This is a genomic window from Limnohabitans sp. TEGF004 (assembly GCF_027924965.1).
Lineage (GTDB): Bacteria > Pseudomonadota > Gammaproteobacteria > Burkholderiales > Burkholderiaceae_C > Limnohabitans.
In genome coordinates this window covers 1,071,864-1,085,239 of sequence record NZ_AP027056.1, presented here as the reverse complement: position 1 = coordinate 1,085,239, position 13,376 = coordinate 1,071,864, and the positions used below count along the sequence as shown (strand labels likewise).

At 56.5% G+C, this 13,376-nt stretch carries 16 protein-coding genes; 6 read left to right on the top strand and 10 right to left on the bottom strand.

All coding sequences use genetic code 11. From position 1 onward, the window contains the following. The first annotated feature begins 8 nt into the window (after positions 1-8). Positions 9-2,096: a M3 family metallopeptidase gene (locus LINBF2_RS05460; RefSeq protein WP_281891026.1), complete on the top strand. Its 2,088-nt coding sequence runs from the start codon at positions 9-11 to the stop codon at positions 2,094-2,096. A gap of 3 nt (positions 2,097-2,099) precedes the next feature. On the opposite strand, the gene LINBF2_RS05455 is transcribed toward LINBF2_RS05460, so the two are convergent. Both LINBF2_RS05455 and rpiA read right to left on the bottom strand, forming a co-directional pair. Continuing rightward, positions 2,100-2,846 (bottom strand): SDR family NAD(P)-dependent oxidoreductase, encoded by a 747-nt coding sequence (locus tag LINBF2_RS05455; protein ID WP_281891024.1) that lies wholly within the window; start codon positions 2,844-2,846, stop codon positions 2,100-2,102. Then, the gene (gene rpiA / locus LINBF2_RS05450) at positions 2,801-3,499 is read right to left on the bottom strand and encodes a ribose-5-phosphate isomerase RpiA (RefSeq protein ID WP_281891022.1); all 699 of its coding nucleotides are present in this window, start codon (positions 3,497-3,499) and stop codon (positions 2,801-2,803) included. The genes LINBF2_RS05455 and rpiA overlap by 46 nt, the downstream gene beginning before the upstream one ends. 41 nt (positions 3,500-3,540) lie before the next feature. Between rpiA and LINBF2_RS05445 the strand changes: the two genes are divergently transcribed. After that, entirely contained in the window at positions 3,541-4,623 is a 1,083-nt protein-coding gene (locus LINBF2_RS05445; protein WP_281891020.1) for a quinone-dependent dihydroorotate dehydrogenase, read from the top strand. Between the two features lie 60 nt (positions 4,624-4,683). Here LINBF2_RS05445 and LINBF2_RS05440 read toward each other — a convergent pair whose 3' ends face one another. From LINBF2_RS05440 to LINBF2_RS05425, 4 genes are all read right to left on the bottom strand, one after another. After that, positions 4,684-5,166, bottom strand: coding sequence for a C40 family peptidase (locus LINBF2_RS05440; protein WP_281891018.1), 483 nt, complete (start codon positions 5,164-5,166; stop codon positions 4,684-4,686). A 10-nt stretch (positions 5,167-5,176) separates the two neighbouring features. Next, positions 5,177-6,286 carry an NAD(P)/FAD-dependent oxidoreductase gene (locus tag LINBF2_RS05435; protein ID WP_281891016.1) on the bottom strand — a complete coding sequence of 370 codons (1,110 nt, stop codon included), beginning with the start codon at positions 6,284-6,286 and terminating at the stop codon, positions 5,177-5,179. 92 nt (positions 6,287-6,378) lie between these two features. Continuing rightward, on the bottom strand, positions 6,379-6,924 hold the full coding sequence (locus LINBF2_RS05430) for a phasin family protein (protein ID WP_104800357.1): 546 nt from the start codon (positions 6,922-6,924) through the stop codon (positions 6,379-6,381). Positions 6,925-7,103: 179 nt separating this feature from the next. Continuing rightward, positions 7,104-7,631, bottom strand: a complete 528-nt coding sequence (locus LINBF2_RS05425) for a phospholipase D family protein (protein ID WP_281891014.1) — start codon at positions 7,629-7,631, stop codon at positions 7,104-7,106. A gap of 91 nt (positions 7,632-7,722) precedes the next feature. On the opposite strand from LINBF2_RS05425, the gene LINBF2_RS05420 reads away from it, so the two are divergent. Both LINBF2_RS05420 and LINBF2_RS05415 read left to right on the top strand, forming a co-directional pair. Beyond that, the gene (locus LINBF2_RS05420; protein WP_281891011.1) at positions 7,723-8,940 is read left to right on the top strand and encodes an MFS transporter; all 1,218 of its coding nucleotides are present in this window, start codon (positions 7,723-7,725) and stop codon (positions 8,938-8,940) included. Between the two features lie 11 nt (positions 8,941-8,951). Beyond that, entirely contained in the window at positions 8,952-9,863 is a 912-nt protein-coding gene (locus tag LINBF2_RS05415) for a 3'-5' exonuclease (RefSeq protein WP_281891009.1), read from the top strand. 83 nt (positions 9,864-9,946) lie between these two features. Here the strand turns inward: LINBF2_RS05415 and LINBF2_RS05410 are convergent, their stop codons facing one another. From LINBF2_RS05410 to LINBF2_RS05395, 4 genes are all read right to left on the bottom strand, one after another. Next, positions 9,947-10,318 (bottom strand): hypothetical protein, encoded by a 372-nt coding sequence (locus LINBF2_RS05410; RefSeq protein WP_104800354.1) that lies wholly within the window; start codon positions 10,316-10,318, stop codon positions 9,947-9,949. Between the two features lie 63 nt (positions 10,319-10,381). Further along, complete coding sequence (locus LINBF2_RS05405; RefSeq protein ID WP_104800353.1) at positions 10,382-10,762, bottom strand: MAPEG family protein; 381 nt, start codon at positions 10,760-10,762, stop codon at positions 10,382-10,384. Beyond that, positions 10,759-11,130, bottom strand: coding sequence for a hypothetical protein (locus LINBF2_RS05400; protein WP_104800352.1), 372 nt, complete (start codon positions 11,128-11,130; stop codon positions 10,759-10,761). The genes LINBF2_RS05405 and LINBF2_RS05400 overlap by 4 nt, the downstream gene beginning before the upstream one ends. Before the next feature lie 45 nt (positions 11,131-11,175). Beyond that, positions 11,176-12,492 (bottom strand): amidase, encoded by a 1,317-nt coding sequence (locus tag LINBF2_RS05395; protein ID WP_281891006.1) that lies wholly within the window; start codon positions 12,490-12,492, stop codon positions 11,176-11,178. A gap of 68 nt (positions 12,493-12,560) precedes the next feature. Between LINBF2_RS05395 and LINBF2_RS05390 the strand changes: the two genes are divergently transcribed. Next, a complete protein-coding gene (locus LINBF2_RS05390; protein ID WP_104800350.1) occupies positions 12,561-12,974 on the top strand; it encodes a DUF393 domain-containing protein in 414 nt (137 codons plus the stop codon). An 82-nt stretch (positions 12,975-13,056) separates the two neighbouring features. Beyond that, positions 13,057-13,329, top strand: coding sequence for a hypothetical protein (locus tag LINBF2_RS05385; protein WP_201747069.1), 273 nt, complete (start codon positions 13,057-13,059; stop codon positions 13,327-13,329). The last annotated feature ends 47 nt before the right edge of the window (positions 13,330-13,376 follow it).

Sequence of the window (13,376 nt, the reverse complement as noted above, 5' to 3'; positions counted from 1 at the left end):
GTTTTCTTATGACATACGCTAACAATCCGCTTCTCGACTTTTCGAATCATCCGCTGTTCGATGTCATCCAACCATCGCACATCGCGCCTGCACTTGACCAGCTTTTGCCAGCAGCAGATGTCGCATTAGAGCAAGTCACAGCAGCCGACTTCCCCGCCGAGTGGAAAGCAATTGCATCGGTGCTGGATGTGGCCACCGAAAAACTCAGCCGCGCTTGGGGTGCTGTGAGTCATTTGCACTCTGTGGCCGACACGCCTGAGTTGCGTGCTGCGTATACCGAAGCGCTGCCACGCGTGACTGAGTTTTACACGCGCCTCGGTGCAGACGAGCGCTTGTATGCCAAGTACAAAGCCATCAATGTGGCGAGCTTGAACACCGAACAAAAACACGCCCACACTTTGGCCATGCGCAACTTTGTGTTGTCGGGTGCTGAGCTGGTGGGTGCTGCCAAAGAACGCTTTGCTGCTATTCAAGAGCGCCAAGCGGAAGTGAGCCAAAAGTTCAGCGAGAACGTGTTGGACGCGACTGACCAATGGTCGGCCATCGTCACCGCCGAAGAGTTGGCTGGTGTACCAGACGACGTGCTGCAAACCACACGCGCAGCAGCTGAGAAGGATGGTGTGGCTGGCCACAAACTGAATTTAAAAATGCCGTGCTACCTGCCCATCATGCAGTTTGCGCACAGCTCGGCCCTGCGTGAAAAGCTGTACCGCGCTTATGCCACACGCGCCTCTGACCAATCGGAAGCGGTGCAAAACGGCAAACCCGAACAAGACAACACACCGTGGGTGAAAGAAATCTTGGCCCTGCGCCAAGAAGAAGCGCAGCTCTTAGGCTATGCCAACTACGCCGAGGTGTCGTTGGCTGCCAAGATGGCGCAGTCGCCCGCCGAGGTGATGGCCTTCTTGCGCGACCTCGCCAAACGTGCCCGCCCTTATGCTGAAAAAGACGTGGCCGAGATGCGCGCCTTTGCTGCCGAACACTTGAACCTTCAAGACCCACAACCGTGGGACTGGCCGTACATCGGCGAGAAGCTCAAAGAAGCGCGCTACGCTTTCAGCGAGCAAGAAGTCAAACCGTACTTCACCGAGCCTAAGGTGTTGGCTGGTTTGTTCAAGATTGTGGAAACCTTGTTTGAGGTGAGCATTCGCCGCGACGACGCGCCGGTGTGGCATCCAGCGGTGGAGTTTTATCGCATCGAAAGACATTCGGAAGCAACCCGCGCCCGCGGCTTGCCGCCTGAGCTAGTGGGCCAGTTCTACCTCGACCCAGGCGCTCGCGCGGGCAAACGCGGCGGCGCGTGGATGGACGATGTGCGCGCACGGTGGTTGCGCCCCGACACAGGCGCGTTGCAAACGCCCGTGGCGCACCTCGTGTGCAACTTCTCCGAAGCCGTGGGTGGTAAACCACCATTGCTCACGCACGACGACGTCATCACCCTATTCCACGAATGCGGCCATGGCTTGCACCACATGCTCACGCAAGTGAATGAGCGCGATGTGTCTGGCATCAGCGGCGTCGAGTGGGACGCGGTCGAGCTGCCCAGCCAATTCATGGAAAACTTCTGCTGGGAGTGGAGCGTGTTGCGCCACATGACCGCGCACGTGGATACAGGCGAGCCTTTGCCACGCGCCTTGTTCGACAAAATGCTGGCAGCCAAAAACTTCCAAAGTGGTTTGCAAACGCTGCGTCAAATTGAGTTTTCACTCGTGGACATGCTGCTGCACTCTGACGGTGACAAAGCCCAAGACTTCATGCAAGTGCTGCGTGATGTGCGCGCCGAAGTGGCTGTGTTGCAAAGCCCTGCATGGGGCCGCACGCTGCACACCTTCAGCCACATCTTTGCAGGCGGCTATGCGGCCGGCTATTACAGCTACAAATGGGCCGAGGTGCTGAGCGCCGATGCCTACGCCGCGTTTGAAGAAACCGCAGGCGCAGATGGCGAACCTAGCATTGACACAGGCCGCCGCTACCGCGAAACCATCCTAGAAGTCGGCGGCAGTCGCCCTGCGATGGAATCGTTCAAAGCCTTCCGTGGCCGTGAGCCTCAGCTGGATGCGCTGCTGCGACATCAAGGCATGAGCGCCGCGCATTGAGCATCACCAAGGAATCGCTGCGCCTTTGTAATCCACAAAGTGCGCAGCGGCTTTCGCTGGCAAATCATCCAAAGCACTGAGTAAACCCGCCACCGATTGCGCGGGCGTAAGGCAGTCTTGCGCCGGCACAAACGGCGCTGACAAATTGGATGCCACTGTGCCGGGCTGCATAGCAGCCACTACGAGTTGTGGGCGTTTACGGGCGGCTTCAATCGCTGCGGTTTGCAGCACCATGTTCAATGCTGCTTTGGCTGCACGGTAGCCATACCAACCGCCTTTGCCGTTGTCGCTGATGCTGCCCACGCGCGCTGATAGCTTGGCGTAAATGCTGCGCTGCTCAATAGCGAGCAAAGGTACAAAGTGTTTGAGCAACAACGCGGGGCCAATGGTGTTGACTTCAAACGCACGCGCCAGTTGCGCGGCGTTGAGTGCACCCATGTGTTTTTCTGGCCCCTGCCCGTCAATGCTGAGCGCACCTGTGGCATCGATGATGAGGTGAAACGGGCCTTGAGATTGGGCGGCCAGCTCAGTAGCCGCAGCTGCCATGCTGGCCTCGTCTTCTAAACGAAATGCAGGTTGCGAATTGCGCGACAAGCCCACCACGTCGGTGCATGCTGCGTCGCCCTTCAAGGCTTCAACAAAAGCACTCCCCAGCGCACCTGATGCACCCAGCACCAAAGCTCGATACGAAGTGCCTAGGCTTTTCAAAACTTCAGCGTCTTCACGCCGGTCGATGTGCCCAGCAAACACACCTGCGCTTTTTGATGGGCAAACACACCCACCGTTACCACGCCCGGCCATTGGCTGACGTCGGTTTCAAACTGCAGCGGGTCGCTGATTTTCAAACCCGTCACATCGACGATGTGTTGGCCGTTGTCGGTCACCAGCGGTTGACCGTCTTTCAAACGCACCTTGGCGCTGCCGCCCATCGCAGCGAATTGGCGCATCACGCGCGCGGTGGCCATGGGGATGACTTCCACGGGCAACGGGAACGCGCCCAGTGCATCGACCAGCTTGCTTTCATCGGCAATGCACACAAACATTTTGGATTGCGCAGCCACAATTTTTTCGCGGGTCAACGCCGCACCGCCGCCTTTGACCATGTGGCCTTGGTGATCGATTTCGTCCGCACCGTCGATGTAGACCGACAGGCTTTCCACCTCGGCGGCTTCAAACACTGGGATGCCTAAAGCTTGCAAGCGTTCAGTGGACGCCACCGAGCTAGACACCGCGCCTTTGATTTGGTCTTTCATGGTGGCCAAGGCGTCGATGAACTTGTTCACCGTTGAGCCTGTCCCCACACCCACCACTTCGCCGGGCACCACATATTGCAAGGCGGCTTGGCCCACCAAAGTTTTCAATTCATCTTGAGACAAAGGTGTGGCAGCTGTGGGCGTGTTCATGGGCGAAAATCCGAGGGTTTTATAAAAGCTTGAGATTATCCATGTCGTTGTTGCCTTATTCCCTCGCCCGCCCATTTCTGTTTGCTTGTGCTCCCGAAACCGCCCATGAGCACACGCTGGCCATGCTGGCCCGCACGCAAAACACGCCGCTGGCGTGGGCCTATTGCCAAGAGCGCGTGCAAGACCCCGTTCAACTGGCAGGTTTGAACTTCCCCAACCGTGTGGGCTTGGCCGCAGGCTTGGACAAAAACGCGCACTGCATTGACGGCTTGGCCGCGATGGGTTTTGGTTTTGTGGAAGTGGGCACCGTCACGCCCAAAGGCCAGCCGGGCAACCCCAAGCCGCGCATGTTCCGTTTACCCGAAGCCAATGCATTGATTAACCGCTTGGGCTTTAACAACGAAGGTTTGGATGCTTTCTTGGCCAATGTGAAGCTGGCGAAGTTCCGCAGCAACTCAACCAAGCATGGTGGCACGCCCATGTTGCTTGGCCTCAACATCGGCAAGAACGCCGCCACGCCCATTGAGAATGCGGCTGACGATTATTTGATTTGCCTTGATGGCGTCTACCCACACGCCGACTATGTGACGGTGAACATCTCCAGCCCCAACACCAAAAACTTGCGCGAGCTGCAAAGCGACGAAGCGCTGGATGCACTCATTGGCACGCTCGCCAAACGCCGCGCGGAGTTGGCTCAGCAACACAACAAGCAAGTGCCGGTGTTCATCAAGATTGCGCCTGATTTGGACAGCGATCAAATCGCGGTGATTGCGGCCACGTTGAAGCGTCACTGTGTGCACGAAGGCACGCCATCTTGGGGCGTGATTGCGACGAATACAACGATCGCCCGCGACGCCGTGCAAGGCATGGCACACGCCGACGAAACAGGCGGCCTTTCAGGTGCCCCCGTGTTCGAGAAAAGCAACGAAGTCATTCGCCAGTTGCGCGCGGCGATGGGCCCCAACTTCCCCATCATCGGCGTGGGTGGCATCTTGAGCGGCGCCGATGCCGTAGCGAAAATCAAAGCAGGTGCGGATGTGGTGCAGATTTACACCGGTCTGATTTACAAAGGCCCAGCACTCGTGAAAGAGGCTGCGTTGGCCATTCGCGATCGCACTAAATAAGCAGCAAGCTTTCGTGACGGGTAACTCCGCGCGAAAAGCAAACTGGCCTACGGCTCAACCTCAGGCAAAAACCGTGCGATAACCCTCAAAGCGTTTTGACCAATAGCTATGGCTCAAGCGCTCGGTTTTCACACCGGTTCGCTCGTTGGCTGCGTGCACAAATTTGCCATCGCCAATGTAGATGCCCACATGGGAAAACGGACTGCCCAAGGTGTTGAAAAACACCAAGTCACCAGGATGGGCCTGCGACGCATTGACGGGACGTGCAGCCTCTGCCATTTGTGCCGCGCTGCCTTTGATCGCAATGCCAGCGGACTCTTTGTACACAAAGGTCACCAAGCCCGAACAGTCAAACCCCGTATGGAGTTTTTTACCGCCATAGGTGTAGCCGCGATCTAGCATGGCCATGGCTTGCATGACGATGTCTTGGCGCTTAGCGGGGTTGTTGGGGTAGCTTTGCGATGTGGTCGATTGACGCGACACCGTCGAGCAAGCCAACAAAAATTGCGTCATGCAAACGCCAAGGAATAAGCGTTTATTCATGCGTGCAACTTTACTGCAAGGCCTGAACAACGGCATCACCGATCGCCAGCGCACTCGTCAAGCCTGGTGACTCAATGCCAAACAAATTCACCAAGTCTTTCACGCCATGCACGTCTGGGCCTTGGATACAAAAATCAGCAGCTTCGGCGTTGGGGCCAGATATTTTGGGGCGAATGCCCGCATAGCCAGCTTGCAACGCACCATCACCCAAGGCTGGCCAATACTTGCGTACGGCGTCGTAAAACGCTTGCTCATGCTCGGTGGACACCGCCAAATCATCAGGGCCGTCCACCCATTGCACATCAGGTCCAAACTTGGCCTGACCGCCCAGGTCAAGCGTCAAGTGCACGCCCAAACCTGCGGCTTCGGGCACGGGATAAATCAAACGCGAAAACGCTGACTTGCCTGAGAGCGTGAAATAGTTGCCTTTGGCAAAGTAAGCCTGCGGCACATGCTGCGCGGCCAACCCTTCAAAACGTTTCGCCAACCAAGGCGCGGTCAGCCCTGCTGCATTCACCACCGTTTGCGCCAACAACTCAGAGCCATCGGCCATGCGCACCACGATGCCATCTTCGCGACACACGGCTGAAGCAACAGGCGAATTCAAGGCCACGATGCCGCCTGCATTTTCAAAATCACCTTGCAAACTCAGCATCAAACCGTGACTGTCCACAATGCCCGTGCTGGGTGAATGCAAGGCTGCCACGCATGACAGCGCGGGCTCCATCGATTGCGCTTGCTCGGCGGTAAGCAGCACCACATCGGTCACGCCATTGGCGTGGGCCTTTTGCAAAACGGCATGAAGTGCAGGGAGTTGCTCCACATGTGTCGCCACAATCAATTTGCCACAGCGCTGGTACGACACACCGCGCTCTGCCGCATAGGCATACAGCATGTCGCGACCTTGCACGCACAACTTGGCCTTGAGCGAGCCTTGCGGGTAGTAAATGCCTGCGTGAATGACTTCGCTGTTGCGCGAACTGGTGCCCGTGCCAATGGCGTCTGCCGCTTCCAACACCAACCACTCGCGAGCAGTTTCTGGTGCCGCCTGAATCAAAGCACGCGCCGCAGCCAAGCCCACCACACCTGCGCCAATCACCACACCATCTACTTTATCCACCGCTGCTCTCCTGTGTTTTGACCCAATGTTAAGCACATACGAAAAACGGCTCCCGAAGGAGCCGTTTCAGTTGTCTTGGAGGACCTTGAAAATTAACGCTTCTTAGCAGCTGGCTTAGCTGTTTTCAAAGCTGTTTCTGTCATGTTTTTGTAGTTGGCTTCAGCAACATCAGTGGCTTGCTTGACAGCTTTTTGCACAGATTCCAAAGCGTTGTTACCAGCGGCAACTGCAGTTTTGAATGCAGCCACAGCAGCTTCAGAACCAGCAGGTGCGTTTTTAGCAGCGTTGTCCACCATGTCGTGGAAAGCTTTTTGCGCTTCAGCCACTTTAGATTCCACGTGACCTTGGAAATGTGAACCTGTACCTGTGGTGATTTCAACCAAGTGACGGTTGTAGGCCACAGCTTTTTCAGCCAAAGGTTGGAACAGGCTGGCTTGCAAAGCCAACAACTCTTGTGCGTCTTTCACGCTCAAAGCAGCGTTGGTTTGTTTTTGTGAATCAGCCAAAGTGCTTTTCGCAGCGGCCAAGTTCAACTCGATGAGTTGCTCCACGCCAGAGAAAGCTTTGGTGGTCAAACCCACCAGAGTTTCCAGATTAGCTTTGTTAGCGGCGATTACTTGTTCAGGTGTCAAAGTCATTTCATATCTCCAAAATTTAAAAGGATGGTTAAAACTGCTCTGAACCTGGCCATTTGGCTAAAGTTATGTTGCAGTGCAGCATGACGCGTATTTTAGGGATAAGTTTCACACTGACAAGGGTTTTGCGCCGAAATGGTGCGCTTTTAGAGCTGGCAGACTAAATCTGGCTTTTCAAACCCTTACTCCACTCCGTGCGCCCAATGGTGTTGCCACTGCTGGCTGTACTTTTCGGCCAAGTCTGCGGATCTCAAAACCAAAAAGTTTTCTGCGTTTCGGGTGGACGCAGAGTTGGTGAAATTGAAACTGCCCGTGATGACGATGGTTCGGTCAATCACCATCACCTTGTTGTGAGCGATGGCATGTTTGCCGTCTTGGCGCAATTCAATTTGGGCATCGCTCAGCACCTCCATCACATAGCGGTTTGAACTTTGGCTTTTTCGATCCAGCAACACGCGCACCTCGACACCACGTTGGTGCGCTCTTATCAAGGCTTGTGCAATGGCGTTGTGGGTGAAGCCATAGGCTTGCACCAAAACTTCGCGCTCACTGTCATCAATCGCTCTCACAATAGCTGCCACAGCATTTGCAGGTGGCGTGAAGTAAACGCCCAACACCTCAGCCGTCATGGCGTCTTGGTTGGGTTGTGCCCAAGCCCATGAACACACCCCACTCAACAAACCAATTAACAAAGACACAAAAAATTTCATAGTGCCAATGCTAAACCGTCATCTCATAGTTTTCGACTTTGACTTACAAGCGACAGCACCCAACGCGGGTAACGGGTAAAGTCAGACCGCTTTGAAAACAAACACATCTGCCCCTGAAGCTCTATCGCCCACCACCCGTCGGGCGATTTTTTTGTTGTCGCTGGCAACGTTTTGCAGCATGGCCTTGCAGCGCATTTGCGACCCCATGCTGCCCGAGCTGTCGCGCGTCTTTGATGCGCCCATCAGTGAGGCCTCACGAGTCATTTCATTCTTCGCCATCGCCTACGGTTTGATGCAGCTCTTTTATGGCCCCGTAGGTGACCGCTTAGGCAAATACCGCGTCGTCATGCTGGCCACCATCGGTTGCAGCGTAGGCTGCGTGCTGTCGGCGCTCAGCGCAGACTTGACGTTTCTTGTGGCCGCGCGTGTCGGCACCGCATTGGCGGCAGCCGCCATCATTCCGCTCTCATTGGCGTGGGTGGGCGATGTGGTGCATTACGAGCATCGCCAAGAAACCTTGGCCCGTGTGGGTTTGGGCACCATGCTGGGCATCACGGCTGGCCAGTTGTTTGGCGGACTGCTGACTGACACCTTGGGTTGGCGCTGGGCTTTTGCACTGATGGCCGCGGCTTTTGCCACCGTGAGTCTTTTGCTTGGCCAACAGCTCAAACATTTGGACCCCACCGCGCACCCAACACATGCACCCACAGGTTTTTTCAAACAGCTGCAACAAGTGGCGCATAACCCATGGGCACGCACCTTTCTGAGCATCACACTGATTGAAGGCGCCACTGTATTTGGCGTATTGGCCGTGACAGCGGCGCACTTGCATCAGGTGCACCACATCTCCCTCACGTTGGCAGGCGGGACCACGGCGCTCTTTGGATTAGGGGGCATGGCTTACATAGCCACGGCCAAAATCACCATTCGACGCTTTGGAGAAGTGGGTTTGGCGCGTTACGGCGGCATGAGCTTTGGCGCCGCATTTTTGGTGATTGCGTTTGCACCTTGGTGGCAACTGGCGCTGCCCTCTTGCTTTATTGCTGGCTTTGGGTTTGCCATGTTTCACAACACCATGCAGGCCAAGGCCACGCAAATGGTGCCCACCGCACGCGGCACAGGCGTGACGCTGTTTGCTGGCTTTTTATTTTTAGGCCAATCGCTTGGCGTGTTGATACTGGCTGAACTCTTGAGCCACTTCAACTCGCCGTTGATTTTGGGCGCTGATGCTTTGGTGGTTTGTGCGATGGGCATCTTTTTGTCACATGCCATTGCCAAACGCAACGCGACACAGGCCGACCACGCTTAACATTAGCCCCTATGACTCAAGACATCGAACAACTCGCCCAACAACTCGAACAACACCCAGACTACCGCGTGCTTCGCCGCCTCGTGCCTGGCCGTGTGTTCAACACCCCCGCCCCCGGCCAAAAGCTCAGCAAAGGCGTGGTGCTCGACACCGAGACCACCGGCTTTGACGTGGCCCAAGACCGCGTGATTGAGCTGGGCATGCTGGCCTTTGAATTCGACCCCGTCACAGGCGTGGTCTACCGCGTGAGCGATGTGTTTGATGAGCTAGAAGACCCAGGCTTTGCCATTCCCCCCGCGACCATTGCCGTGCACCACATCACCGACGAGATGGTGAAAGGCCACCACATTGACGATGCGCGCGTGGCTGAGTTTTTGAAAAACGTGGACGTGGTCATTGCCCACAACGCCCAATTTGACCGCCCCTTCGTCGAAGCTCGCTGGCCGCTGTTTGAGCAGCTCAACTGGGCATGCAGCATCAAAGACATTGACTGGCGCGAAGAAGGCTTTGGCTCCGCCAAGCTGGAGTATTTGCTCAGCACCCAAGGCTACTTTTACGAAGCCCACCGCGCCGAGGCCGATTGCTGGGCGCTGCTTGAGCTACTCAATCAAGTACTGCCGCAAAGCCAACAAACGGCTCTGCTTGCCGTGCTGATGACTTTGAACAAGCCGCAGCAAAAGGTGTACGCCATCAACTCGCCGTTTGAGACCAAGGACAAGCTCAAAGCACGTAACTACCGCTGGTCTGCAGAGCTGCGCTGCTGGAGCCGCGTGGTGGCTGGTGAAGCCGAAACCAAGCAAGAGCTGGAATGGCTCAAGCACCATGTATACGCAGGCCGCAGTGCTCGCGTGGAGCTAGAAACCACGGGCGGCAAAGTGCGTTACTCAAACCGCTTGGGTCACAAAGAAGTGGTCACGCTCTAACCATGTGATGCATGCGCCTCAATGAAGCGCATGACGCACAACAAAAAGCCGGGCTAGCCCGGCTTTTTGTTTGAGTGACTTTGTTAGTAGTTCACAGGCTGCCAAGGCACTTGGCAGGTGGGCACATTGGGGTAGTACTGCTGCGCTGTCGGGCAGAAATACGCCACACGGCTAGGCGGCGCATATTGCTGTTGCACCACCACTGTTTGTGGCATGGCATAGCTGGGCGTGCTGGCGGCATACATCACGCTGCCCACCAACGCAGCACCCAACACGGGGGCGAGCCAATAGTTGCTAGAGCCACGGTAGTGACCACCGTAACCATGACCGCCGTAGTTGTGACCATAACCACCGTGGCCACCGCCATATCCACCATGCCCACGGCCATCCGCTTGCGCGGGCAAGACCACGGCAAAGGCCAACATACAAGCCAACAAGGTAGAAAAGCGTTTCATAGAAAACTCACTTTGTGAAAAGGTAGCTCTACAACGCGCGGCACTTGCAAACGGATGACAGCTTTACAAACCCAAGGCCGCAGCAAACAAACCCACCACACTCAGCAGGCCCACCAACCAGCACAAAGAACGCAAGCTGGCTTTGTCGGTCACGTAGCAAACAATGAAGCCCACGCGTGCTGCAACAAACACAAACGCGTACAAATCAATACGTGCTGCATCCACTTGCGCCAAGGTGGCAATGATCACGCCCGCAGCAAACAGTGGAAACGACTCAAAAGTATTGGCCTGCGCCGCATTGGCGCGCGCACGGAAACCCGTTTGCTGAGCCAACCATTCACGTGGATTGTGGTTGTCAAACTTTTTGAACCCCCACTTCGCAACCATGGCACACACATAGGGCAACAAGCCCGCCACCAAGACACACAGATAAGCTTTGTTCATCGCATCACCACCAACCAAGGACTGACACAGGTTTGCACCATCGGAAAATACTGGCCTGTTTCGCGACAGTAGTACGCCTCAACAGGTTGCTGCACCGGCTGACTGTTCACCCACTGCGTAGGCTGGGGGTTGCTCATCACCACCGCAGGTGGGCTGGTGATGATGACGGTAGATGGCTGCACAGGGCGCGACAAATAAATCGACGTGCCCACAATCGCTCCGCCCACCAAAGCTGGGCCCCAGAAGTAATCGCCACCGCCACGGTAATAACCACCACGGTAACCGCCGTAGGGGCCATGCGCCATGGCTGCGCCTGCCGTCGCGGCTAGCAACAGGCCTAGCGCGAATGTGCGAAATTTAGAAGTCATAGCGTGCTCTCTTTCTCTCAACGCTTGGATTGTGGTCTAAGCGCGTCAAGAATTGATTAAGTTTTCTAAAGCCAACGCCACGCGCGCCAAATGCGCGTCCTGGCCGGCAACGCTAGACACCATCAAACCCACAGGCAACTCACCCGCTTCATGGCAAGGCAGGCTCCACGCGCAGCCGTCCATGTAGTTGATAGCCGAGGGGTTGCGCAGCAATAAGCGATTCACTTTGAAAAATGCCTCATCGTCTTTGAGCAAAGGCTCAGTCAATGGCGCGACCATGGGCACTGTGGGGCACAACATGGCGTCAAAGCCTTCCAGCGTTTGTTGGGCTGCAGTAATCCACGCGTTGCGGCGGTTGTGTAGCTCTAGGTAGTCTTGGGCGCTGATGCCTTTGCCCAGCATCATGCGAGCCACCACGCGGTGGTCAATTTGGTGTGCACCGCGCTCCAGGCGCGCGTGGTGTGCAGCGTAGCTCTCGATGGGCGAAAAACCACCGGGCATGCTGAGCGCAGCAATGTCGCCCAGTGCTGTGAAGGGCATCTCCACCACTTGCGCACCCGCCTTGTTGATGCGATGCAAAGTGCGCACAAAAGCCTGGGCCACGGTGGCATGCACATCGTCCATCATCAAAGTTTGCGGCACGGCAAAACGCAGGCCGCGCAACTCTGTGGCATCAGTAGGCAACGCTTGTTGCGACAGCACCGCATCCACCGCCAAACACGCCCGCACCGAGCGTGTGATGCTGCAAACGGTGTCCAGCGTGCGCGACAACTCCATCACACCCGTGCACGGAATACGCACTTGCGTGCTCTTGTAGCCCACCAAGCCACACAGCGCGGCGGGTATACGGATAGAGCCGCCCGTGTCTGTGCCAATACCGGCCTCGGCCAGCCCCAAAGCCACAGACACTGCAGCGCCCGACGACGAACCTCCGGGCACGCGTGCATGCGCTGGGTCAGCAGGATTGGCAGGCGTGCCGTGGTGTGGGTTGATGCCCACGCCCGAGAACGCAAACTCGCTCATATTGGTTTTGCCCAGCACCACCGCACCTGCATCGCGCAAGCGTTGCACCACGGGTGCATCGTGCAGCGCAGGCGCTTCGCCCGCGCACACCACGCCACCGGCCATGGTGGTTTCGCTCGCCACGTCGATGTTGTCTTTGAGCGTGATGCACACGCCGTGCAACACACCTAGGCTGCGGCCTGCTTTCGCCTCAGCATCACGTTGCTGCGCTGAGGCGCGTGCGGCATCGGCATAGAGCTGCGTGAACACATGTTGCGCAGCTGGGCTGGCTGCGCCCTCTAGCGCGCTGGCCACACGTTGTGTGGCGGTGGTGGATGTATCAAAGCAGGCTTGGGTCATGCGATCAATTCTGCCCGATTACCCTTTGTGCAGCACCGCGCTTGGTAGGCGTGCTAGCCTACGTTCCGATGCAAACCACAACTGCCACCACCACGCCCGAACTCACGCTGTACTACGACGGCCAGTGCCCGCTGTGCGTGGCTGAGATAGATTTTTTGCAAAGCCGCAATGCGCAGGGCCAGTTGGCCTTTGTGGACGTTACCCACACTGGCTTTGAGGCTGCGGGCCACAACATCTCGTGCGAAGCCGCCATGGCGCAGATTCATGGCCGCACCGCCGATGGCCAAGTGCTGGTGGGTGTGCCCGTGTTTGCCACCGCTTACCGGCTAGCCAAACTGCCTGTTTTGGCTTGGGTGTTGTCACGCAAATGGCTCATGCCGGTGCTGCAACCGGCCTATGTGCTGTTTGCCAAACACCGCCAAGCCATCTCAAAACGCATTGGGCCCAGCGTTTTGAAGCTTTCCAAGCGCTTTTTGCGGTGAATTTTGAGGTTTTTGAGGGCCGGTTGTCAGAACGGTTGATAAATTTGCGAAAATACCGTCTTTGCCTCGAGAACTACAACGAATGTCACGCCCAGAAAAAACAGAAATCTCCAACGACGGTTTGCGCTACAAATCGAAAAAAGGCGGTTCACCCTTCGAAGGCCTCGGCCGCACTGGCGACACCATGAGCTGCATCAAGTGCGGCGTTCACAAGCCCCGCAACAACGGTTCATTCAAGCGCATCTTGGGTTCATCCATGTTTGTGTGCTTCGACTGCAGCCCTCCCAAGAAAGAGGCAGCACCTGCAGACGGTGCCACCCCAATGGCAGCTACCAAAGAAAAAGCCAAAGCTTAATTCTTGCTACCCCACAAAAAAGCGGCTCGTTGAGCCGCTTTTTTATT

Coding starts and splice junctions, on each gene's coding strand:
- LINBF2_RS05385 (WP_201747069.1), top strand. CDS start 13,057: ATGTCACGCCCAGAAAAAACAGAAATCTCCAACGACGGTTTGCGCTAC.
- LINBF2_RS05395 (WP_281891006.1), bottom strand. CDS start 12,492: ATGACCCAAGCCTGCTTTGATACATCCACCACCGCCACACAACGTGTG.
- LINBF2_RS05440 (WP_281891018.1), bottom strand. CDS start 5,166: ATGAATAAACGCTTATTCCTTGGCGTTTGCATGACGCAATTTTTGTTG.
- rpiA (WP_281891022.1), bottom strand. CDS start 3,499: ATGAACACGCCCACAGCTGCCACACCTTTGTCTCAAGATGAATTGAAA.
- LINBF2_RS05400 (WP_104800352.1), bottom strand. CDS start 11,130: ATGACTTCTAAATTTCGCACATTCGCGCTAGGCCTGTTGCTAGCCGCG.
- LINBF2_RS05405 (WP_104800353.1), bottom strand. CDS start 10,762: ATGAACAAAGCTTATCTGTGTGTCTTGGTGGCGGGCTTGTTGCCCTAT.
- LINBF2_RS05410 (WP_104800354.1), bottom strand. CDS start 10,318: ATGAAACGCTTTTCTACCTTGTTGGCTTGTATGTTGGCCTTTGCCGTG.
- LINBF2_RS05430 (WP_104800357.1), bottom strand. CDS start 6,924: ATGACTTTGACACCTGAACAAGTAATCGCCGCTAACAAAGCTAATCTG.
- LINBF2_RS05425 (WP_281891014.1), bottom strand. CDS start 7,631: ATGAAATTTTTTGTGTCTTTGTTAATTGGTTTGTTGAGTGGGGTGTGT.
- LINBF2_RS05460 (WP_281891026.1), top strand. CDS start 9: ATGACATACGCTAACAATCCGCTTCTCGACTTTTCGAATCATCCGCTG.
- LINBF2_RS05445 (WP_281891020.1), top strand. CDS start 3,541: ATGTCGTTGTTGCCTTATTCCCTCGCCCGCCCATTTCTGTTTGCTTGT.
- LINBF2_RS05415 (WP_281891009.1), top strand. CDS start 8,952: ATGACTCAAGACATCGAACAACTCGCCCAACAACTCGAACAACACCCA.
- LINBF2_RS05390 (WP_104800350.1), top strand. CDS start 12,561: ATGCAAACCACAACTGCCACCACCACGCCCGAACTCACGCTGTACTAC.